This window comes from Streptomyces sp. NPDC127117, from assembly GCF_042677325.1.
Lineage (GTDB): Bacteria > Actinomycetota > Actinomycetes > Streptomycetales > Streptomycetaceae > Streptomyces.
Map to the genome: position 1 here is coordinate 106,516 of NZ_JBHXTM010000024.1, position 21,965 is coordinate 128,480.

The following is a 21,965-nucleotide window of genomic DNA, read 5'->3' on the forward strand; positions in this document are numbered from 1 at the left end:
CATTGAACCGCGCGGTGGACGATCGGGGGGGGGCGGGATGGCGGCGTACGTACCCGATGGCGAGGGGCTCGACGACCGGGTGCCCTTCCTGGCCCGGCTGGAGCGCGAGGACCGGGTGTCCCTGCTCGGACTGGGCCGCGAGCTGAGTTTCGCCTCCCGGGCCCCTCTGCTCAGGCAGGACGAGCCGTCCGCGTACGTTCTGCTGATCGTCAACGGCTGGACGAAGGTCACCACATCCGCGCCGAACGGTTACGAGGCGTTGCATGCGCTGCGCGGCCCCGGCGACATCGTGGGCGAATCGGCCGCGTTGACCGGCCGGCCACGCTCGGCGACGGTGACCGCGCTCTCCCCCGTGCGGGCCGTGGTCGTGGCGCACGAGAAGTTCCGCGCGTTCGTGGCGGGCTCCGCCAGGGTCTCGCTCACGCTCCTGGCGTTGACCGCCGACCGTACGCGCGCTGCGGACCGGCGCAGCCTGGAGTTCGCGGCGATGACAGTACGGGAGCGCTTCGCCGTTCTGCTGCTGGATCTGGCACACACCCACGGCTGCCGTACGGACGAAGGCATCGAACTCGACATACCGCTCAGCAAACAGGAACTGGCCGGGGCGGTCGGTGCCTCCAGGGAAATGGTCCAGCGGCTGCTGAAGGACCTGCGTGAACGGGGCATCGTGCTGACGGGGCGGCGGGCGATGGTGATCGTGCGGCCGGACGCGCTCCGCCGGATCGCGCGGGCGCAGGACTCCGCCCGACCGGTCGTCCGCCACGAAGCCCCGTTCTCTCCGTAGAGAGGCTCCGTGCGCTCCGCGGAGGGAACGCGGTCGCAGATGACTCTGTGCACACGGTCACACTCGAAGTGAGTCATCCGCCCTCACCACCACAGTCCCATCAGCCTCACGCTCGTGCCTTCGGCCCACGGAGACCCGAGCGAGAGGCACCCCATGAACGATCCCGTGAACAGCACGATCCTGCTGCTCGACATCGAGAAGTACAGCGAGCGGGACGATGTCGAGCAGGCGTATCTGCGCCGCATGCTCTACGACCTCACCGACCGGGCACTGCTCGCCGCCGGGATCGACGAGACCCGGCGCAGGCGGGCGGACCGCGGCGACTCCGTGATGGAGCTGATCGACGCCAACTGCTCGGTGATCGCCCTGCTGCGGGCGCTGCTGACCGAGGTGCCGGCCCAGTTGCGCAGCCAGAACCGGCGTGCCTCCGCCTCGGCTCAGATGCGGCTTCGTGGAGTGGTCGCTTCGGGGTACGTCGCCGTGGATGGGCTCGACGGATGGGTCGGCAGCGATCTGAACCACGCGTGCAGGCTGCTGGACGCGGAGTTGCTGAGGACGGCACTGCGGGAACGCCCGGACGACTTCGCGCTGTGCGTGTCCGATCCGGTCTATCGGGGCGTCGTGCGGCACAGCCACACCGGCGTACCGGCCGAGGAGTTCCGCTCCCTCACGGTGGACAGCAAGAACGGTCCGCTCGCCGCGTGGCTGCACGGCCCGCTTCCGAGTGAGCGTCCGCACCCCGCGAGCGGGAAGGCTGACGCCCCCTCGGCCTCCGGCATCGCCCCGGCCACGCCGCAGCAACCGGCCCGGGCCTTCGACTTCGGCGGTGCCACGGTCAACGGAGGTGTCTTCGGCGGGACCAACCACGGCATCGGCGGGGGCACCTTCTCCGGGGACATCCACCTCGGCGGCGGAGGCCGGGGGGAGAGCCGTTGAGCGCCGAGGAACAGCCGCACGGCTCCCAGCCCCCGGCGGGCGGGGATCAGTCCTCCGAGGCGCCGGACGGCCGCCAGGCCGACGGTGAGGCGGCCGAGGAGACCGACCAGCCGCAGCCCGCCTGGGCGGCCCGGCGGGACCTGGAGAACCACACCCCGCGGACCATCGGATTCGGGGACGGAGCCCAGGTCGGCGGGGGCGTCTTCGGCGGGACCAACCACGGCATCGGCGGCGGCACCTTCTACGGGGACATCCTGCTCGACAGGACCGAGATCATCTACCAGTTCGGCGCGTCCTCCTCACTCCACACCTCGGGCGAGATCTCGCAGTCCACCCTGGAGGAGCTGTCGGCGTGTTTCGTGCCCGCGTGCGCGGACTTCGAGGAGTTGGTCGACCGGCTGCGCGAGGAGCATGTCCTGGTGGTCTCGGGCCCGTACTTCGCGGGTCGGCGGACCGCCGCACTCATGCTGCTGCACCGGCTGAGCGCAGATCCGGTCCAGGCGATCGGCCGGGACACCACCCCCGGGCAGCTCACGGCCGGTCTCGGTGGCGGCGAGACGCGCGACGGCCGGCCCACCGGCCATGTCCTGTGCGATCTGATCACCGAGCCGGGCCGGCCACTGCGGGAGGCGGATCTGCTGGCCGCCCGCAAGGAGCTGAGCGAGGACGCGTATCTGGTGATCACCGTGGGGCCGACGGCCCTGCTGGAGGACGTAGCGGTGGTGAGCTGGCAGGCTCCCCCGCCGGGTGATGTCCTCGCCGCGCACCTGGGGGTGCTGGTGGGCGAGGGCCGCGTGTCGGAGCTGCTGGCCCTGCCCGCCGTGACCGCGTTCCTCGAACGCAGCCATCAGCCGCGCGAGGCCGCCGAGTTCGCCCGGCTCCTGGCGAGGTACGAGACCGGGGAGACCGATGCCGCGAAGCTCGGAGCCTTCTCCCTGGTCGCGTTGGAGAACCAGGTCCAGGAGTGGTTCGAGGACGACGGGACGGTACTGCACCTGCGGGACAAGGCGTTCCTCGTCGCCCTGGCCGCCTTCGACGAGGGCCCGTACGCCCTGACAGCGGAGCTGAGCGATCTGCTCTACGTCTTCCTCCACGAAATCGAGAGCGGGATGCGGTCCGCCACCGTCCCGGTCTTCGGCACACACATCGGCAAGCGGCTCCAGCTCGCCCGTGCCCGGCGGTTCGAGGCCGAGGAGCCCACCGAGTGGGGTCCGGTCCGACAGGTGAAGGCCGCCTACCTGGACGAGCGGGCCCCACTCGTTCTGCTGCGCGAGATATGGACCGGGCACCCCTCGGCACGGCCCGCACTCGTGCACTGGCTGCAGCGGCTGGCCGGGGATGGACGGCCGTTCGTACGGACCCGCGCCGCCTCCACCGTCGCCGTGCTCGCCCATACCGATCTGCCGTCCGCCATGGCACTGGTCATCGAGCCGTGGGCCTCCTCGCACCTCTACCGGCACCGCCTCGTCGCCGTCAACGCGCTCACGCTCACCCACGTGCTGGGCACTCCCAACGTGCCGCGCATCCTCGACGCCTGGTGCGAGAGCGACAAGTCGCCGCTGCGCTGGGTGGCCATCCGCGCCCATGGACTGATCGGGCCGGAACGCCCCTTCGAGACCCTGGCGGCGCTTCGCGCGGCAGCCCGGCACCAGGCAGGGCAGCCGGAGCCCGACGCGGATCTCTCGGGGCAACTGGCCGAGTCGGTGGAACTGTTGCTGCTGTCATCAGCGGGCGACGACGTGCTCGCGGGGCTGCTCAAGACGCTGCACGACGACCGTCCGGCGACCGAACTCGCACTCGGTGGCTTCATCAGCGCCTGCCGTCGGAGCGAGCAGGACGAACGCCACGGACAGCCGCGGGTTCTGTCCTGGTACGCACGGGCGTCGGAGGCACGGACACCGGCCGCCACCGCCATCGTCGAACTGTGGCGCACCGCTCTGGGAAGCCGCGGCCACACCCGGGACGCCCTGGACGTACTGCGCCGCTGGGTGCTGTCGGCGGAACACGACCCCGGCACGGAATGGGCGCTCGCCGCCCTGCTGCCCTCGCTCGCCACCACGTCGTCGGAGCACCGGCGGCTGAGCCATCTCCTGCGGACGATGCCCGGCGAGGACGGCACCGATCCACCGCCCGTGGCAGGCCGGCTACTGGCCGTCCTGCCTCATCCCTGACCTGCGATCCCACACACAGCAACAGGAGAGTGCCCATGCCCGAATTCCGCCGAGCACCCGACTGGGACCAACGGGCCGACCGCGCAACGCGGTTGACCGACCCGGTGGTCACGGTCCGGCAGCTGTCCCGGTTCGGATTCGCCCGCCGCCCGCTCACCCGCATCGACCACGCCCTGGTCTTCTCGGCCCCGGACGGCTCGTACGACACCTACCTCCCGCCGCTCCGCCCCACCCGGGCCGGAGCCGCCGCGAAGCGATACACCTCGGTGTACGAGGTCGACATGGGTGTCCATCCCGTGCGCGAGGTGATCGGCCTGCCGAGCGACGACGACGCCTTCGAGTTCGCAGTGGTCGTCGAGCTGTCGTGGCAGGTCGTCGATCCCGCGCTGTTCGTGGCGAGCCGGCACCGTGACGTACCACGGCTGCTGATCGGCGAACTGGAGCAGTCGGCCCGGTCCGTCACCCGCCGCTACCCCGCCTCCCGGAGCGCGGAGGCCGAAGAAGCACTGCTGAGGGAAGTGCGCGCACAGGGCGCACTCGGCACCCGGGCGGGACTCGCGGTGACCTGGACCGTACGGCTGAGCGGGGATCAGGGGGTCATCGACCATGTGCGGCGCATGAGGGCCATCGACCATGCGGCCACCGAGCAGGTCCACACCGAGCGACGCGGCCGGGAGCACGATGCCGCGATCGACCGGCGCGTCAGGGAGCAGGACGCGCTGCAGTGGGGCCGCGCGACCGAATTCGAGGAGCTTCAGCACGAGCTGAGGCTGCAACAGCAGAAGCGGCAGCACACGGAGGCGGTCGACCGGGCCCGCCGCCAGATGGAGCTGCAGCAGGTGAACGCGGAGAAGATCTCCTTCTACGAAAAGCACTTGGAACAGGGCGGGGTCCGGGCCTGGGCGCTGCACCTGGCCGACCATCCCGAAGACACCAAGACCGTGGTGGCCAGCCTGCGCCAGGACCAACTGCACATGATCAAGGCGCAGATGGAGCTGGCGGGCGAGCTGCTGAAGGGCGACAGCGCGGAGAACCACGAACTGGAGGCGCCGAAGAAGAGGGCCCTCCAGGCATTGATCGACGTACTGAACCAGCACCTTCCCGGGGTCACCGCGCAGAGCACGGCCGAAGGCCGGCTGACCGTGTCGATGCCGCAGGACGCGTCGAGAGCGGTACCGGAAGCGGTCGTCCGGGGCACGTCCCGGCCGGGCTTCGATCCGGCCGACGGCGTGCGGGAGCACCGGCTCGGCGGGACGCCCGTCCGCGGGGCGGATCCGGAGACGGCCGCTCCGTCGATTCCCTTCCAGGGCTGGCAGCCGCCGCCTGGCTATGGCAACTCGCCTCTGAGACCGGCGGGCGCCGCCACGCCGTCGGCCGGTGCGAAGGACGTGTGCGCGGACACGGCGGCGGAGGCCATCGGAACAGCTGACCGGGACGGGACGACCGACGTGGCCGAGGCTGCGAATCCGCCGAGCACATCGGACACGCCCCGGGCCACGGACGTGGCAGGAGCGCCGGGCCAGGAGGACCACGTCACATGACGGACGGATCACCGGTCCGGAACACCGATGCCGGGACGCGGCTCCTCCTCGATCTGCGGTCCGAGATCGCACGGGCCGACAGCAAGGCGTCCGTACTGGTCGCCGCGCTCGGCATGACCGCAGGCGTGATCAGCGGCTGGCTGGCGGGCAGCGAGTGGCGACCGAGCGCGCTCTCCGCCTCCGGCACGGCCCTGTGGTGGACAGGCACCGGCGGGCTGGCGACCGCGCTGCTCTCCATGCTGATGGCCGTACTCCCGCGCTACCGCGGCAGTACCTGGGTTCCCGGGGCCCCGCTCACCTACTTCGGGGACATCCGGCGCGCCGCCCGGCAGAACCAATTACCGGAAGCGCTCGACGCCACCGAGAGCGCCCGGACCACGGCACTCGTCACGGCCCTGACCGAAACCAGCCGGATCGCCGTCTGCAAACACCAGTGGATACGTGCGGGGGTTCTCGCCTACTCCATCGGCACCTTCCTGCTCCCCGCCTCGCTGCTCCTCGGCTGACACTCCTCCTGCCAAAGGATGATCATGACTCCACCGCCGGCTCACCCCCAGGACCCGGGCGACGGGCCCGTTCAGCCCCCGGGCCCACACCTGAACGCCGCGGCACCACACCCACCTGATGACTTGGTCTACGAGCACGGGCCGGGCCGACGTGTGTACTACACGGCGCGCCAGCGGAGTGTCGACATCACCGCACTCGGACAACTGGCGCTGGCCCTGCCCGCCTTCCTGACGAGCGCGCTCGTGGTGCTGCTCGTGAGCACGATCCTGGACGCCTGCCTCGGCTTGCCGTTCTGGATACCGGCCGTGCTCTGGCTTGCGTCCGGCGCCCTGGTCTTCCACCGGCCCACGGAGGATCTCCTCGCCCGCTACCTGCTCGGGCTCCGCCGCCCGATGCCCCAGGAGGCCGCCCGGCTGGAGCCGGTCTGGCGGGAGGTGACGGCCATCGCCGGGATCGACGGAGCGCCGTATCAGCTCTGGGTCGAGGAGAGCGACGACCTCAACGCGTACGCCGCCGCGGGCCACATCGTGGGGGTCACCCGGTTCGCACTGGAGCAGCTGCCGAGCGGCCAACTGGCCGCCGTACTCGCCCATGAACTGGGTCACCACACCGGCGGTCATGCGTGGTCGTCGCTGCTGAGCCAGTGGTACGGGCTGCCGGGCCGGGCTCTCCGGCGCGCCCTGGGCGCGATGGCCCGCTCCGTCGTCACGCCTGCCCGGTGTGCCGTCTACCTGGCCGTCGGCGTCCTGCTCCTTGCGATCGGCGGGCTCGCCTCCACCGCGGCCGCCTTTCTGTACGGGTTTCCGTTGCTTCTGGTGCTCCCGTATCTGTCGGCAGCGGTGGGACGCCGTGCCGAACTGCGGGCCGACCGCCACGCCGCCGCACTCGGATTCGCGCCGGAACTGGCCGAGGTGCTGGAGATGATGCACACGGGCGAGACCCGGGCGCGGCAGATGACGCTCGCCGCCGCGGAAGAGCGGGCGGAGCGCGCTTCGACACCTGCCCGGCTGCTCTCCGCCCACCCCGATTACCCGACCCGGCTGCACCACCTGCGGCACTACCTGTAGCCGCGCCCCGCCCCCGCACACCGGAAAACGCCGGAGGGCGGCCACCCCGTACGAAACGGGGTGACCGCCCTCCGGTCGGTCAAGCGACTCGCTTACTGGTTGTACGGACCGTAGTCGTAGTCCTCCAGCGGAACGGCCTGGCCGGAGCCCGTGCCGAACGGCGAGTAGTCGATGTCGTCGTAGCCGACGGCCGAGTACATCGCGGCCTTGGCCTCCTCGGTCGGCTCGACCCGGATGTTGCGGTAGCGGGACAGGCCCGTACCGGCCGGGATGAGCTTACCGATGATGACGTTCTCCTTGAGGCCGATGAGGCTGTCGGACTTGGCGTTGATCGCCGCATCCGTCAGGACTCGGGTCGTCTCCTGGAAGGAGGCGGCCGACAGCCAGGATTCCGTCGCCAGCGAGGCCTTGGTGATACCCATCAGCTGCGGACGGCCGGAGGCGGGGTGACCGCCCTCGGTGACCACACGACGGTTCTCGGTCTCGAACTTCGAGCGCTCGACGAGCTCGCCCGGCAGCAGCTCCGCGTCGCCGGACTCGATGATCGTCACCCGGCGCAGCATCTGCCGGATGATGATCTCGATGTGCTTGTCGTGGATCGACACACCCTGCGAGTTGTAGACCTTCTGGACCTCGCCGACCAGGTGGACCTGGACCGCGCGCTGACCGAGGATCCGCAGCACGTCGTGCGGGTTGGTGGCACCCACGGTGAGCTTCTGGCCCACCTCGACGTGGTCGCCCTCGCCCACCAGCAGACGGGCACGCTTCGAGATCGGGAAGGGGATCTCGTCGCTGCCGTCGTCCGGCGTGACCACGATCTTCTTGGTCTTCTCGGTCTCCTCGATCCGGACCCGGCCCGCGGACTCCGAGATCGGGGCGACACCCTTGGGCGTACGGGCTTCGAAGAGCTCGACGACACGGGGCAGACCCTGGGTGATGTCGTCACCGGCCACACCACCGGTGTGGAAGGTACGCATCGTCAGCTGGGTACCGGGCTCACCGATGGACTGGGCGGCGATGATGCCGACCGCCTCACCGATGTCGACCAGCTTGCCGGTGGCGAGCGAGCGCCCGTAGCAGAAGGCACAGGTGCCGACCGCGGACTCACAGGTCAGGACCGAGCGGGTCTTGACCTCCTCGACGCCGGCGCCCACCAGGGCGTCGATCAGGACGTCACCGAGGTCGACGTTGGCAGGCGCGATGACCTTGCCGTCGACGACGACGTCCTCGGCGAGCATGCGGGCGTAGACCGAGGTCTCGACGTCCTCCGTCTTGCGGAGCACACCGTCCGCACCCTTGACGGCGATCTTCAGCTTGAGGCCGCGGTCGGTGCCGCAGTCCTCCTCGCGAATGATCACGTCCTGCGAGACGTCCACCAGACGACGGGTCAGGTAACCCGAGTCGGCGGTACGCAGGGCGGTGTCCGCCAGACCCTTACGGGCACCGTGCGTGGAGATGAAGTACTCCAGAACGGTGAGGCCCTCACGGAAGGACGCCTTGATGGGACGCGGGATCGTCTCGTTCTTGGCGTTGGACACCAGACCACGCATACCGGCGATCTGACGCATCTGCATCATGTTTCCTCGGGCACCCGAGTCAACCATCATGAAGATGGGGTTCGTCTTGGGGAAGTTCGCGTTCATCGCCTCGGCAACCTCGTTGGTCGCCTTGGTCCAGATCGCGATGAGCTCCTGCGTGCGCTCGTCCTTGGTGATCAGACCGCGCTCGTACTGCTTCTGGACCTTCTCGTCCTGCGCCTCGTAGCCGGCGACGATCGCCTTCTTGGCCTCGGGGACCACGACGTCGGAGATGGCCACGGTGACACCGGAACGGGTCGCCCAGTGGAAGCCCGCCGCCTTCAGGTTGTCGAGCGTCGCCGCCACGATGACCTTGGGGTAGCGCTCGGCGAGGTCGTTGACGATCTCGGAGAGCTGCTTCTTGCCGACCGAGTAGTCGACGAACGGGTAGTCCTCGGGCAGCAGCTCGTTGAAGAGCGCGCGGCCCAGGGACGTACGCAGCCGGAACGTGTCGCCCTGCTGGTACTCCTGCTCGCCTTCCTCGGCGACCGGCGGCACCCAGCCGCGCGGCGGGATGGTGCCCACCGGGAAGCGGATGTCGACCTTCGCCTGGAGCGACAGCTCGCGGGCGTCGAAGGCCATGATCGCCTCGGCCGTGGAGCCGAAGGAACGGCCCTGGCCGATGACCTTGCGCTCCTCCTCGTCCGTGGTGAGGAAGAACAGGCCCAGCACCATGTCCTGGGTCGGCATGGTGACGGGACGACCGTCGGCCGGCTTCAGGATGTTGTTCGAGGACAGCATCAGGATGCGGGCCTCGGCCTGCGCCTCCGCGGAGAGCGGCAGGTGGACGGCCATCTGGTCACCGTCGAAGTCCGCGTTGAACGCGGTGCAGACGAGCGGGTGGATCTGGATGGCCTTGCCCTCGACCAGCTGAGGCTCGAAGGCCTGGATGCCGAGTCGGTGCAGGGTGGGTGCACGGTTCAGCAGCACCGGGTGCTCGGCGATGACCTCTTCGAGGACGTCGTACACCACGGTGCGGCCACGCTCGACCATGCGCTTGGCCGACTTGATGTTCTGCGCGTGGTTCAGGTCGACCAGGCGCTTCATCACGAACGGCTTGAAGAGCTCCAGCGCCATGGCCTTCGGCAGACCGCACTGGTGCAGCTTGAGCTGCGGGCCGACGACGATCACGGAACGCGCGGAGTAGTCCACACGCTTACCGAGAAGGTTCTGACGGAATCGACCCTGCTTGCCCTTCAGCATGTCGCTGAGGGACTTGAGCGGGCGGTTGCCGGGACCGGTGACCGGGCGACCGCGGCGGCCGTTGTCGAACAGCGCGTCGACGGCCTCCTGCAGCATCCGCTTCTCGTTGTTCACGATGATCTCGGGGGCACCGAGGTCAAGGAGACGCTTGAGGCGGTTGTTGCGGTTGATCACACGGCGGTACAGGTCGTTCAGGTCGGAGGTCGCGAAGCGGCCACCGTCCAGCTGCACCATCGGACGCAGGTCCGGCGGGATGACCGGCACGCAGTCGAGCACCATGCCCTTGGGCTTGTTGCTGGTCTGCAGGAACGCGGAGACGACCTTGAGGCGCTTGAGCGCACGGGTCTTCTTCTGGCCCTTGCCGGTACGGATGATCTCGCGGAGGCGCTCGGCCTCCTCGTCGAGGTCGAAGGACTCCAGGCGCTTCTGCAGGGCGGCGGCGCCCATGCAGCCGTCGAAGTACGTGCCGAAGCGGTCACGCAGCTCGCGGTAGAGCAGCTCGTCGCCCTCCAGGTCCTGGACCTTGAGGTTCTTGAAGCGGCTCCACACCTCGTCGAGACGGTCGATCTCGCGCTGCGCACGGTCGCGCAGCTGCTTCATCTCGCGCTCGGCACCTTCGCGCACCTTGCGGCGCACGTCGGCCTTGGCGCCCTCGGCCTCCAGCTCGGCCAGGTCGGTTTCGAGCTTCTTGGCGCGGGCTTCCAGGTCGGCGTCGCGGCGGTTCTCGATCTGCTGACGCTCGACGGAGACGTGCGCCTCCAGCGACGGCAGGTCGCGCGTACGGCGCTCCTCGTCCACGAACGTGATCATGTACGCGGCGAAGTAGATGACCTTCTCAAGGTCCTTCGGCGCGAGGTCGAGGAGGTAGCCCAGGCGCGACGGGACGCCCTTGAAGTACCAGATGTGGGTGACGGGAGCGGCAAGCTCGATGTGACCCATGCGCTCACGGCGCACCTTGGCGCGCGTGACCTCGACGCCACAGCGCTCACAGATGATGCCCTTGAAGCGGACACGCTTGTACTTGCCGCAGTAGCACTCCCAGTCCCGGGTCGGACCGAAGATCTTCTCGCAGAAGAGTCCGTCCTTTTCGGGCTTGAGCGTGCGGTAGTTGATGGTCTCCGGCTTCTTCACTTCGCCGTGGGACCAGGTCCGGATGTCGTCCGCGGTGGCAAGGCCGATCCGCAGCTCGTCGAAGAAGTTGACGTCGAGCACTTGTCGTCAATCCCTCTTTCGGGGGTTCGAGCCCCCTCGCGTCAGGCGAGAAATCGGGGCACTTCAGCAATGGTCTGAACGGGTCCGGGGAGAGCCGGCCGGATCACTGGGATCCGGCCGGCCAACCCGTCAGACCTCTTCGACGCTGCTCGGCTCGCGCCGGGACAGGTCGATACCGAGCTCCTCCGCCGCGCGGAAGACGTCCTCGTCCGTGTCGCGCATCTCGATGGACATGCCGTCCGAGGACAGCACCTCCACGTTGAGGCAGAGCGACTGCATTTCCTTGATGAGCACCTTGAAGGACTCGGGGATGCCGGGCTCGGGGATGTTCTCGCCCTTGACGATGGCCTCGTAGACCTTCACGCGGCCGGTCACGTCGTCGGACTTGATCGTCAGGAGCTCCTGGAGGGCGTATGCGGCGCCGTAAGCCTCAAGGGCCCACACCTCCATCTCACCGAATCGCTGACCACCGAACTGAGCCTTACCACCCAGCGGCTGCTGGGTGATCATGGAGTACGGACCCGTCGAACGAGCGTGCAGCTTGTCGTCGACGAGGTGGTGCAGCTTGAGGATGTACATGTAGCCGACCGAGACCGGGTCCGGGAACGGCTCGCCGGAGCGGCCGTCGAACAGCTTGGCCTTGCCGGAGGGCTGCACCAGGCGGTCACCGTCGCGGTTCGGGATCGTGGCCTCGAAGAGACCGGAGATCTCGTCCTCGCGCGCACCGTCGAAGACGGGGGTGGCGACGTTGGTGCCGGGGGCGACCTGGTCGGCGCCGATGGCCTGCAGGCGCTTGGCCCACTCGTCACCGAGGCCGGAGACGTCCCAGCCGCGGCTGGCGAGCCAGCCGAGGTGGATCTCCAGGACCTGTCCCGGGTTCATTCGGGACGGGACACCCAGCGGGTTGAGGATGATGTCGACCGGGGTGCCGTCCTCCAGGAACGGCATGTCCTCGATCGGCAGGATCTTCGAGATGACGCCCTTGTTGCCGTGACGGCCGGCGAGCTTGTCACCGTCGGTGATCTTGCGCTTCTGCGCGACGTAGACGCGGACCAGCTGGTTCACGCCCGGCGGCAGCTCGTCGCCCTCTTCGCGGTCGAAGACGCGGACGCCGATGACCTTGCCGATCTCACCGTGCGGCACCTTCAGCGAGGTGTCGCGCACCTCGCGCGCCTTCTCGCCGAAGATCGCGCGGAGCAGGCGCTCCTCGGGGGTCAGCTCGGTCTCACCCTTGGGCGTGACCTTGCCGACGAGGATGTCGCCGGCGACGACCTCGGCACCGATACGGATGATGCCGCGCTCGTCGAGGTCGGCGAGGACCTCCTCGGAGACGTTCGGGATGTCCCGGGTGATCTCCTCCGGGCCGAGCTTGGTGTCACGGGCGTCGACCTCGTGCTCCTCGATGTGGATCGAGGAGAGGACGTCGTCCTGCACGAGGCGCTGCGACAGAATGATCGCGTCCTCGTAGTTGTGACCCTCCCACGGCATGAACGCCACGAGCAGGTTCTTGCCGAGGGCCATCTCACCGTTCTCGGTGGCCGGACCGTCGGCGAGGACCTGGTCGGCGACGACCCGGTCGCCCTCGGAGACGACAACCTTCTGGTTGACCGAGGTGCCCTGGTTGGAGCGCATGAACTTGGCGATGCGGTACGTGGTGTACGTGCCGTCGTCGTTGGTCACGGTGATGTAGTCCGCGGAGACCTCCTGGACCACACCGTCCTTCTCGGCCTTGAGCACGTCACCGGCGTCGGTGGCGCAGCGGTACTCCATGCCGGTGCCGACGAGCGGGGCCTCCGACTTAATCAGCGGCACCGCCTGACGCATCATGTTCGCGCCCATGAGGGCACGGTTGGCGTCGTCGTGCTCCAGGAAGGGGATCATCGCGGTCGCGACGGACACCATCTGGCGCGGCGAGACGTCCATGTAGTCGACGTCCGTGCCGGGCACGTAGTCGACCTCGCCGCCACGGCGGCGGACCAGCACGCGGGACTCGGCGAACCGGAGCTCGTCGGTCAGCGGCGCGTTGGCCTGCGCGATGACGAAGCGGTCCTCCTCGTCGGCGGTCAGGTAGTCGACCTCGTCGGTGACCTGATCGTCGACGACCTTGCGGTACGGCGTCTCGATGAAGCCGAACGCGTTGATCCGGCCGTAGGAGGCCAGCGAGCCGATCAGACCGATGTTCGGGCCTTCGGGCGTCTCGATCGGGCACATGCGGCCGTAGTGCGACGGGTGCACGTCACGGACTTCGAAGCCGGCCCGCTCACGGGAGAGACCACCCGGGCCGAGGGCGTTGAGACGACGCTTGTGCGTCAGGCCCGACAGCGGGTTGTTCTGGTCCATGAACTGGGACAGCTGGCTGGTGCCGAAGAACTCCTTGATGGAGGCGACGACCGGCCGGATGTTGATCAGGGTCTGCGGCGTGATCGCCTCGACGTCCTGAGTGGTCATGCGCTCGCGCACGACGCGCTCCATACGGGCGAGACCCGTACGGACCTGGTTCTGGATCAGCTCACCGACGTTACGGATACGACGGTTGCCGAAGTGGTCGATGTCATCGGTCTCGACCATGATCGAGCGACCGGACTCGCCGACCGTCTCGGTCTCACCGGCGTGCAGCTTGACCAGGTACTTGATCGTCGCGATGACGTCGTCGCTGGTGAGCACACCGGCGTCGAGCGGCTCGTCGGCGCCGAGCTTCTTGTTCACCTTGTAGCGGCCGACCTTCGCGAGGTCGTAGCGCTTCGGGTTGAAGTAGAGGTTCTCGAGCAGCGTCTGAGCGGCCTCACGGGTGGGCGGCTCGCCCGGACGCAGCTTGCGGTAGATGTCGAGCAGCGCGTCGTCCTGGCCCTGGGTGTGGTCCTTCTCCAGGGTGGCGCGCATCGACTCGTACTCGCCGAACTCCTCCAGGATCTGCTCGGTCGTCCAACCGAGAGCCTTCAGGAGAACGGTGACGGACTGCTTGCGCTTGCGGTCGATGCGGACACCGACCATGTCGCGCTTGTCGATCTCCATCTCCAGCCAGGCACCCCGGGACGGGATGATCTTGGCGGAGAAGATGTCCTTGTCGGACGTCTTGTCGATGGAGGAGTCGAAGTAGACACCCGGCGAGCGGACCAGCTGCGACACGACGACACGCTCGGTGCCGTTGATGACGAAGGTGCCCTTGTTGGTCATGAGCGGGAAGTCGCCCATGAAGACCGTCTGGGACTTGATCTCGCCGGTCTCGTTGTTGGTGAACTCGGCGGTGACGAAGAGCGGGGCGGCGAACGTGAAGTCGCGCTCCTTGCACTCGTCGATCGAGTTCTTCGGGGGCTCGAAGCGGTGGTCGCGGAAAGTCAGCGACATCGACCCGGAGAAGTCCTCGATCGGCGAGATCTCCTCGAAGATCTCTTCAAGGCCGGACTTGGTCGGGACGTTCTGTCCACTGTCCAGAGCAGCCTCGACGCGAGCCTTCCATGCGGCATTGCCGAGGAGCCAGTCAAAGCTCTCGGTCTGCAGCGCGAGGAGGTTCGGAACCTCGAGGGGCTCCTTGATCTTTGCAAAGGAGATGCGCAGCGGGGCGGTGCTGGCACCGTTGTTCGTATTCGCGGTCGAGGCGTTGCGCGAGGCGGCCAAGAGGGGGTCCTTCCGAGGGCTCGGACTCACTACGCGCGTACCGGTCCCAAGCCGGACACGATGACAGTCGGTTCCTGATTCGACCGAATAAGGCCAGGTCAGAGACGATCAGTCATCGGTGCTCAAGCGAGGGCATGCCCCTGGTGACGGGCAGGAGGCAGCTAACAGGCAGCGCAAAGGGTCAGTGTAGCCAAACGGCACACTGATGTCCAGTCGGGGTTCTCAGAGACCCACGTTGCTCTCAACAGCTGTTCTCAACACCTATGGCTAGCCCTTGCGCGTGGTGCACTCTTCTTTACTGCCCGCTTCGCCCACGATCCATGCCTCGGATTCGGATCGATGTGACGACGCGTCCTGAGAATTGCGCGCCGCGTGCGGTTCGTCAAGGCCCCCCTGCGGGGACAACGCCCCGAGGTCCTCACCCGACCGCCTCCCGGCGCCGGTCGGCCGCTCCTGAGAGGCAACGGCGAAGATCACCATACTCGTCGCCGCCGGAAGAGCAAGGCAGCCGCCTCGGGTACGCCGAAGGGCGACCACCCGGATGGGTGATCGCCCTTCGCGTTTTGACGTCCGTGCCGTGCGGCACAGGCAGTCAGAAGGAGTCAGCAGACTCCCTGAGTCACTTGACCTCGACGGAAGCGCCGGCGGCCTTGAGGGACTCGGCAGCCTTCTCGGCGGCCTCCTTGGCGACCTTCTCGAGGACCGGCTTCGGGGTGCCGTCGACGAGGTCCTTGGCCTCCTTCAGGCCCAGCGAGGTCAGCTCACGCACGACCTTGATGACCTGGATCTTCTTCTCGCCGGCGCCGGTGAGGATGACGTCGAACTCGTCCTTCTCCTCGACGGCCTCGGTAACGGCGCCCGGGCCGGCCGGACCGGCGACGGCGACGGCCGCGGCGGCGGTGACGTCGAACTTCTCCTCGAAGGCCTTCACGAACTCGGAGAGCTCGATGAGGGTCATCTCTTCGAACTGCGCGAGCAGGTCGTCCTGGGACAGCTTCGCCATGATGGCGTCCTTCCACTAATTCGGCAGGTGCCGGATGTACATGTAGGCGGGCGTACGTTCGGCCCGCTGCGACCGTCTCCCTAGTGGGCGACGATCATTGCGCGAGCCGAGTTACTCGGCACCGCCCTGCTCTTCGAGCTTGACGCGAAGCGCCTCCGCGGTGCGGACGAACTTCGACGGCAGCGCCTGGAAGAGCGAAGCAGCCTGAGACTGCTTGCCCTTGAAGGCACCGGCCAGCTTGCTGAGCAGAACCTCGCGGGACTCGAGGTCCGCAAGCTTCTTGATCTCATCGGCGGACAGCGCCTTACCGTCAAGGACACCGCCCTTGATGATCAGGTTCGGGTTCTCCTTGGCGAAGTCACGAAGACCCTTCGCCGACTCCACCGGGTCACCGGTGATGAAGGCAACCGCCGTCGGACCAGTGAACTGGTCGTCCAGCGAAGTGATCCCGGCCTCGTTGGCCGCAATCTTGGTCAGCGTGTTCTTCACCACGGCGTACTGGGCGTTCTCACCGAGCGAACGACGCAGCGTCTTGAGCTGCGCCACGGTGAGACCCCGGTACTCGGTCAGCACAGCGGCGTTCGAGCTGCGGAACTGGTCCGCGAGCTCGGCTACCGCGGCAGCCTTGTCGGGCCTTGCCATGAGCGTCGGCCTCCTTCCGGGTGATGAGGACCGCTCAGAAGGGGCCGGGAAAGACGAAACGCCCCGGCGCAGGCGCCAGGGCGTAGCTCGACCGAAAGAATCCGGGAGCTTTCCACAGTCACCTGCGCAGGTCGCCCGTACTCAACGGATCCTTCGGTTGCTGCTCCCTCTTGCGAGAGCACAGCAACGACCAGCGGTCTTTGGCTTCTGTAGGAGAGTACGCGACCGGGGTCGCGCCGAGCAAATCCGTCCCGTTCAGTGCTGCGGGAGAGGTTCAGGACGCGCCCGCGCCCGCACCCTGCTGCTGCTTCAGGAGCTCGGCGAAGTCGACCGTGTCCGAGGCCGGCGGCTGCTCGACGGAGACCTTCGACCCGTAGTCGCTGTAGTACACGGTGGAGTTGAGCTCGCCGGTCTTCATCTGGCCGCGCTCGGTCTTCTTGACCAGGAGGTCGTTGTCGTCGACCCAGATGTCGACCGTCTCCGTGGTGATGCCGGCGTCGCTCAGCTGCTTCTTCAGCTGCTCCAGCTGGTCGGCGTCGAGCTCGGAGTTCTTCGCGGTCAGAGCGGCGACGTCGACGGTGCCGGAGTAGTGCGTGGCGGAGACGCCCCGCACGTCCTCCTTGCCGACCTTCTTCACGTCGCCCGAGGCCAGCAGCGACTTCACACCCTGGTCGGGGGTGGTGTTCTGCATCTGCTGCTTCATCGCCTCGCCGGAGGCGCCCGCCATCTTGGCGAGGTCGGCGTAGCTGTAGCTGATCCAGTGCTTGCCGCCGGTCTGCTTCGCGAAGCCGTCGCCCATGTTGACGACGTAGCCGTCCTTGAAGTACCGGGCCTGCATCGTGCCGGTACCGCCGGACTGCTTCATGGCGTCCGCCATGCTGCCGCCGGTGTACGTGATCTCCATGGTGCCGGTGAGACCGTCGGTCCAGTCGATGGTGCCGGTCTGCTTCATGGACATGGTGGTGCCCATCTGAGTGGTGCCCTCGACCTTCGCCGAGTTCTCCCCACCGGTCTTCTTCTGCACATCGAGCAGCGCGGCTATCGGGTCGGCCTTGACGACGCCGCTGCCCTGCTTGTCGCTCTTGCCGCTGTCCGATCCGCTGCAGGCCGCGACCGACGTCAGCGCCGCTGCCGCCGCCACCGACAGACACACGCGTCGCACGGTACTGGTCCTCATGTCAGCTTCCACCCCTCGTTCGGCTCTGTCGGGGCCTCACGCTAACGCACGGGTCCGACAGTGCCTCCGGCGATACGGATACAAGGACGGGCCCCGCACCTCGAAAGGTTGCGGGGCCCGTCAATGTCACACGTGACGCGGCTTGCTGCCGAGCGCTGGGGCTCAGACGGCGGCCGGGTCCTCCTCGACGAGGAGGTTACGGGTGCGGTTGGCGTCCAGCGGGATGCCGGGGCCCATCGTGGTGGCCAGGGTGGCCTTCTTGATGTAGCGGCCCTTGGCGGCGGACGGCTTCAGACGGAGGATCTCCTCCAGCGCCGCTGCGTAGTTCTCCACCAGCTTGGTGTCGTCGAACGACGTCTTGCCGATGATGAAGTGCAGGTTCGAGTGCTTGTCGACGCGGAACTCGATCTTGCCGCCCTTGATGTCGTTGACAGCCTTCACGACATCGGGGGTGACGGTGCCGGTCTTCGGGTTCGGCATCAGACCACGCGGACCGAGCACGCGGCCGAGGCGGCCGACCTTGCCCATGAGGTCCGGAGTGGCGACGACGGCGTCGAAGTCCAGACGGCCCTTCGCCACCTCGTCGATGAGCTCGTCGGCGCCGACGATGTCGGCTCCAGCGGCTTCCGCGGCCGCAGCACGGTCACCGGTCGCGAAGACCAGGACCCGGGCGGTCTTGCCGGTGCCGTGCGGGAGGTTCACGGTGCCACGGACCATCTGGTCGGCCTTGCGCGGGTCGACACCCAGGCAGAACGCGACCTCGACGGTGCCGTCGAACTTCGTGGAGGCGGTGTCCTTGGCGAGACGGACGGCCTCGAGCGGTGCGTAGTTGCGCGACCGGTCGACCTTGGCGTCCGCAGCGCGGAGGTTCTTGCTGCGCTTCACTTCTACTCCTGTTGGTTTCAGGGTGTGGAGTCGTGGTGCGGGCCAGCGCTTGGCCCTACCACTGAGGGTGTGAGGGGCTGAATCAGCCTTCGACCGTGATGCCCATGGAACGGGCGGTGCCAGCGATGATCTTCGACGCGGCGTCGAGGTCGTTGGCGTTCAGGTCGGGGAGCTTCGTCGTGGCGATCTCACGGACCTGGGCAGCCGTCAGCTTGGCGACCTTGGTCTTGTGCGGCTCGCCGGAGCCCTTCTCCACGCCCGCGGCCTTGAGGATCAGCTTCGCGGCCGGCGGAGTCTTGGTCACGAAGGTGAAGGAGCGGTCCTCGTAGACCGTGATCTCCACCGGCACGACCATGCCACGCTGCGACTCGGTCGCGGCGTTGTAGGCCTTGCAGAACTCCATGATGTTGACGCCGTGCTGGCCGAGCGCGGGGCCGACCGGCGGGGCCGGGTTGGCCGCACCGGCGTTGATCTGGAGCTTGATCAGCCCCGTGACCTTCTTCTTCTTGGGAGGCATTGCTCTCTCCGGGTCCTAGTGAGAGTGTTTCGCCGCCTTCCGGTCATCCGGATGGAGGCATACCGCACAACGATAACGGGTATAGCTGCGCGACCAAAAACCAAGCAGGTCAGACGGGCTTTGCAGCCGGTCTGACCTGCTCGGTAGGCATGTGTCCAGAGACTGGCGGGAAACCGCTAGTTCTTCTGGATCTGGTCGAAGCTGAGCTCGACCGGGGTCTCGCGGCCGAAGATCTCGACAAGACCCTTGACCTTCTTCGAGTCGGCGTTGATCTCGTTGATCGTCGCCTGCAGCGTCGCGAACGGGCCGTCGGTGACGGTGACCGAGTCGCCGACCTCGAAGTCGAGCACCTGGACCTCGACCTTGCGGGCCGGAGCCGGCTTGCCCTCGGCCTCGGCGGCCTCGCGGGCGGCCTTCTCCTCGGCCTCCGGGGCGAGCATCTTGACGATCTCGTCCAGGGTCAGCGGGTAGGGGTCGTAGGCGTTGCCCACGAAGCCGGTGACGCCGGGGGTGTTGCGGACGACGCCCCAGGACTCGTTCGTCAGGTCCATACGCACCAGGACGTAGCCCGGGAGCTTGTTCTGGCGGACGTTCTTGCGCTCGCCGTTCTTGATCTGGACGATCTCTTCCTCGGGCACTTCGGCCTGGTAGATGAAGTCCTCGACGTTGAGCGAGACGGCGCGCTGCTCCAGGTTGGCCTTCACGCGCTTCTCGTAACCGGCGTACGTGTGGATGACGTACCACTCGCCGGGAAGGCCGCGCAGCTCGTCGCGCAGGGCGGTGACGGCGTCGACGGGCTCGGCCGGCTCGGCCTCTTCCTCGTCGTCCTCGTCGCTCTCGGACTCGGCCTCCGCGGCCTCTTCCTCGTCCTCGGCGTGCATGGCGGCCTGCTCGGCGGGCTCACCTGCGGCGGCGTCGGCAGCTTCGGCCTGGTCCGGCTCCTCGGCGTCCGCCGCCTCGACGATGTCGAGCTCGTCCTCGGCGGACTCGAAGGCGCCCGCCGTCGGCTCGACGGCGTCGTTCAGGTTCGGGTCAGACACGGTGGCTGCTTCTTCCTGGATACAAATGGGTGGAACATGCGAAAGGGGCGCCCATGAGGCGCCCTCCGCGGGATCAGCCGAAGACGTACTTGATGACCCGCTGGAATCCGAAGTCAATCACGGTAACCAGACCGATCATGACGACGACGAAGACAATCACCACAGTGGTGTATGTCGTCAGCTGACTGCGAGTCGGCCAGACGACCTTGCGCAACTCGGCGACGATCTGGCGGTAGAACAGCGCGAGGCGGCCCAGAGGGCCCTTCTTTCCGCGCTTGCCGCCCTTCCGGGTCTTCTTCTTCGACTCGGGTACTTCATCCTCGGCATCAGGCATGTCGATGGAGCCCACGGCGTCCGTCACGCTTCTCACCTGATTCCGGGTCGTGGCCGTGCCGCGCCCGGTGGAGCCGCACGGCGGTGCATTGAAGTACGTACATGCGCACACATCCTGGCGAAGGAGTGTGTAGCAGGGCCGGAGGGACTTGAACCCCCAACCGCTGGTTTTGGAGACCAGTGCTCTACCAATTGAGCTACGACCCTTTGTGGTTTCCACCAACCTACCGCATCTCCCCGGATGTCCCGGGTGCAGGAACGGTGCGGCTGGTGAAGGCCAACGACAGGTGAGTGTACGTGCTCAGCGGCCCGGCGTCGAACAGATAGCTCCCGACCGCTCCTGGTCGCATGTTGTCCGCATGCTGTCCGGGTCGTGTCCGGTCCCTGAAACCGCTGTGCCGACAGGGATCACGGTCTGGAACCATGGGGTCCATGAGCGCTGCAACTTCCCCCTCCGAGCGCCGGGTCTCCGCCCGCATCGGTGCGATCTCCGAGTCCGCCACCCTCGCCGTGGACGCCAAGGCCAAGGCCCTCAAGGCCGCCGGCCGTCCGGTGATCGGCTTCGGTGCCGGTGAGCCCGACTTCCCGACCCCCGGCTACATCGTCGACGCCGCTGTCGAGGCCTGCCGCAACCCGAAGTACCACCGCTACACCCCGGCAGGAGGGCTCCCGGAGCTCAAGGCCGCCATCGCGGAGAAGACGCTGCGCGACTCCGGCTACGAGGTCGACGCCTCGCAGATCCTGGTGACCAACGGCGGGAAGCAGGCCATCTACGAGGCGTTCGCCGCGATCCTCGACCCGGGCGACGAGGTCATCGTCCCCGCCCCGTACTGGACCACCTACCCCGAGTCGATCCGGCTGGCCGGCGGTGTCCCGGTGGAGGTCGTGGCCGACGAGACCACCGGATACCGGGTCTCCGTCGAGCAGCTGGAGGCGGCGCGCACCGAGCGCACCAAGGTCGTCCTGTTCGTCTCGCCCTCGAACCCGACCGGTGCCGTGTACAGCGAGGCCGACGCCGAGGCGATCGGCCACTGGGCCGTCGAGCACGGCCTGTGGGTGCTGACCGACGAGATCTACGAGCACCTGGTCTACGGGGACGCGAAGTTCACCTCGCTGCCCGCGATCGTGCCCGAGCTGCGTGACAAGTGCATCGTGGTCAACGGCGTCGCCAAGACGTACGCGATGACCGGCTGGCGGGTGGGCTGGATCGTCGGCCCGAAGGACGTCGTCAAGGCCGCGACCAACCTCCAGTCGCACGCCACGTCCAACGTCTCCAACGTTGCCCAGGTCGCCGCGCTGGCCGCCGTCTCCGGGAGCCTGGACGCGGTCGCCGAGATGCGTTCCGCCTTCGACCGGCGCCGGCGGACCATCGTCCGGATGCTCAACGAGATCGACGGGGTGCTGTGCCCGGAGCCCGAGGGCGCCTTCTACGCGTACCCCTCGGTGAAGGAGCTGCTCGGCAAGGAGATCCGCGGCAAGCGCCCGGCCACCTCGGTCGAGCTGGCGGCGCTGATCCTGGACGAGGCCGAGGTCGCGGTCGTACCGGGCGAGGCCTTCGGCACTCCGGGCTACCTGCGCCTCTCGTACGCCTTGGGCGACGACGACCTCGTAGAGGGCGTCTCGCGGCTCCAGAAGCTGCTGGGCGAGGCCAAGGCCTAGTACGTCCCGCGTTCCCGCGCGAGCGACCCCCCGGCCCCGGGCGCGGGGGGGGGGGGGCGGTCGGGGGTGTCCTCGATTGGGGTAAAGGGGAAACCC

At 67.9% G+C, this 21,965-nt stretch carries 16 protein-coding genes and 1 tRNA gene; 7 read left to right on the top strand and 10 right to left on the bottom strand.

What is annotated here, in order from left to right; all coding sequences use genetic code 11:
- Positions 1-37 precede the first annotated feature (37 nt).
- The 6 genes from ACFVH0_RS22155 to ACFVH0_RS22180 all read left to right on the top strand — a co-directional run bounded on the left by ACFVH0_RS22155 (position 38) and on the right by ACFVH0_RS22180 (position 7,006).
- Positions 38-784, top strand: coding sequence for a Crp/Fnr family transcriptional regulator (locus ACFVH0_RS22155; protein ID WP_385822522.1), 747 nt, complete (start codon positions 38-40; stop codon positions 782-784).
- A 153-nt stretch (positions 785-937) separates the two neighbouring features.
- A complete protein-coding gene (locus tag ACFVH0_RS22160; RefSeq protein ID WP_385822524.1) occupies positions 938-1,720 on the top strand; it encodes a hypothetical protein in 783 nt (260 codons plus the stop codon).
- On the top strand, positions 1,717-3,891 hold the full coding sequence (locus ACFVH0_RS22165; RefSeq protein ID WP_385822526.1) for a hypothetical protein: 2,175 nt from the start codon (positions 1,717-1,719) through the stop codon (positions 3,889-3,891). Before ACFVH0_RS22160 ends, ACFVH0_RS22165 begins: the two co-directional genes overlap by 4 nt.
- A gap of 35 nt (positions 3,892-3,926) precedes the next feature.
- A complete protein-coding gene (locus tag ACFVH0_RS22170; RefSeq protein WP_385822528.1) occupies positions 3,927-5,432 on the top strand; it encodes a hypothetical protein in 1,506 nt (501 codons plus the stop codon).
- Positions 5,429-5,938 carry a Pycsar system effector family protein gene (locus ACFVH0_RS22175; protein ID WP_385822529.1) on the top strand — a complete coding sequence of 170 codons (510 nt, stop codon included), beginning with the start codon at positions 5,429-5,431 and terminating at the stop codon, positions 5,936-5,938. The genes ACFVH0_RS22170 and ACFVH0_RS22175 overlap by 4 nt, the downstream gene beginning before the upstream one ends.
- Positions 5,939-6,061: 123 nt before the next feature.
- The gene (locus ACFVH0_RS22180) at positions 6,062-7,006 is read left to right on the top strand and encodes a M48 family metalloprotease (RefSeq protein ID WP_385822531.1); all 945 of its coding nucleotides are present in this window, start codon (positions 6,062-6,064) and stop codon (positions 7,004-7,006) included.
- A gap of 92 nt (positions 7,007-7,098) precedes the next feature.
- Here the strand turns inward: ACFVH0_RS22180 and ACFVH0_RS22185 are convergent, their stop codons facing one another.
- The 10 genes from ACFVH0_RS22185 to ACFVH0_RS22230 all read right to left on the bottom strand — a co-directional run bounded on the left by ACFVH0_RS22185 (position 7,099) and on the right by ACFVH0_RS22230 (position 20,417).
- Entirely contained in the window at positions 7,099-10,998 is a 3,900-nt protein-coding gene (locus ACFVH0_RS22185) for a DNA-directed RNA polymerase subunit beta' (protein WP_385822532.1), read from the bottom strand.
- Between the two features lie 129 nt (positions 10,999-11,127).
- A complete protein-coding gene (rpoB, locus tag ACFVH0_RS22190) occupies positions 11,128-14,613 on the bottom strand; it encodes a DNA-directed RNA polymerase subunit beta (protein WP_385822534.1) in 3,486 nt (1,161 codons plus the stop codon).
- Between the two features lie 619 nt (positions 14,614-15,232).
- A complete protein-coding gene (rplL, locus tag ACFVH0_RS22195; protein WP_385822535.1) occupies positions 15,233-15,616 on the bottom strand; it encodes a 50S ribosomal protein L7/L12 in 384 nt (127 codons plus the stop codon).
- Positions 15,617-15,727: 111 nt separating this feature from the next.
- On the bottom strand, positions 15,728-16,258 hold the full coding sequence (gene rplJ / locus ACFVH0_RS22200; RefSeq protein WP_093540771.1) for a 50S ribosomal protein L10: 531 nt from the start codon (positions 16,256-16,258) through the stop codon (positions 15,728-15,730).
- Positions 16,259-16,532: 274 nt separating this feature from the next.
- Positions 16,533-17,435, bottom strand: a complete 903-nt coding sequence (locus ACFVH0_RS22205) for a hypothetical protein (RefSeq protein WP_385822537.1) — start codon at positions 17,433-17,435, stop codon at positions 16,533-16,535.
- A gap of 162 nt (positions 17,436-17,597) precedes the next feature.
- Positions 17,598-18,320 (bottom strand): 50S ribosomal protein L1, encoded by a 723-nt coding sequence (rplA, locus tag ACFVH0_RS22210; protein WP_093540773.1) that lies wholly within the window; start codon positions 18,318-18,320, stop codon positions 17,598-17,600.
- A gap of 82 nt (positions 18,321-18,402) precedes the next feature.
- Entirely contained in the window at positions 18,403-18,837 is a 435-nt protein-coding gene (gene rplK / locus ACFVH0_RS22215) for a 50S ribosomal protein L11 (protein WP_006126872.1), read from the bottom strand.
- Positions 18,838-19,013: 176 nt separating this feature from the next.
- Positions 19,014-19,877 (bottom strand): transcription termination/antitermination protein NusG, encoded by an 864-nt coding sequence (nusG, locus tag ACFVH0_RS22220; RefSeq protein ID WP_385822539.1) that lies wholly within the window; start codon positions 19,875-19,877, stop codon positions 19,014-19,016.
- A gap of 73 nt (positions 19,878-19,950) precedes the next feature.
- On the bottom strand, positions 19,951-20,238 hold the full coding sequence (secE, locus tag ACFVH0_RS22225) for a preprotein translocase subunit SecE (RefSeq protein ID WP_093540775.1): 288 nt from the start codon (positions 20,236-20,238) through the stop codon (positions 19,951-19,953).
- Between the two features lie 106 nt (positions 20,239-20,344).
- Positions 20,345-20,417, bottom strand: a tRNA-Trp gene (locus ACFVH0_RS22230).
- Between the two features lie 225 nt (positions 20,418-20,642).
- On the opposite strand from ACFVH0_RS22230, the gene ACFVH0_RS22235 reads away from it, so the two are divergent.
- Positions 20,643-21,869, top strand: a complete 1,227-nt coding sequence (locus ACFVH0_RS22235; protein ID WP_385822541.1) for a pyridoxal phosphate-dependent aminotransferase — start codon at positions 20,643-20,645, stop codon at positions 21,867-21,869.
- Positions 21,870-21,965 lie beyond the last annotated feature (96 nt).

Excerpts from the sequence above, each read along its gene's own strand:
- rplL (WP_385822535.1), bottom strand. The coding sequence starts at position 15,616 with ATGGCGAAGCTGTCCCAGGACGACCTGCTCGCGCAGTTCGAAGAGATG.
- ACFVH0_RS22205 (WP_385822537.1), bottom strand. The coding sequence starts at position 17,435 with ATGAGGACCAGTACCGTGCGACGCGTGTGTCTGTCGGTGGCGGCGGCA.
- rplK (WP_006126872.1), bottom strand. The coding sequence starts at position 18,837 with ATGCCTCCCAAGAAGAAGAAGGTCACGGGGCTGATCAAGCTCCAGATC.
- rplJ (WP_093540771.1), bottom strand. The coding sequence starts at position 16,258 with ATGGCAAGGCCCGACAAGGCTGCCGCGGTAGCCGAGCTCGCGGACCAG.
- ACFVH0_RS22235 (WP_385822541.1), top strand. The coding sequence starts at position 20,643 with ATGAGCGCTGCAACTTCCCCCTCCGAGCGCCGGGTCTCCGCCCGCATC.
- ACFVH0_RS22155 (WP_385822522.1), top strand. The coding sequence starts at position 38 with ATGGCGGCGTACGTACCCGATGGCGAGGGGCTCGACGACCGGGTGCCC.
- ACFVH0_RS22175 (WP_385822529.1), top strand. The coding sequence starts at position 5,429 with ATGACGGACGGATCACCGGTCCGGAACACCGATGCCGGGACGCGGCTC.
- ACFVH0_RS22170 (WP_385822528.1), top strand. The coding sequence starts at position 3,927 with ATGCCCGAATTCCGCCGAGCACCCGACTGGGACCAACGGGCCGACCGC.
- ACFVH0_RS22160 (WP_385822524.1), top strand. The coding sequence starts at position 938 with ATGAACGATCCCGTGAACAGCACGATCCTGCTGCTCGACATCGAGAAG.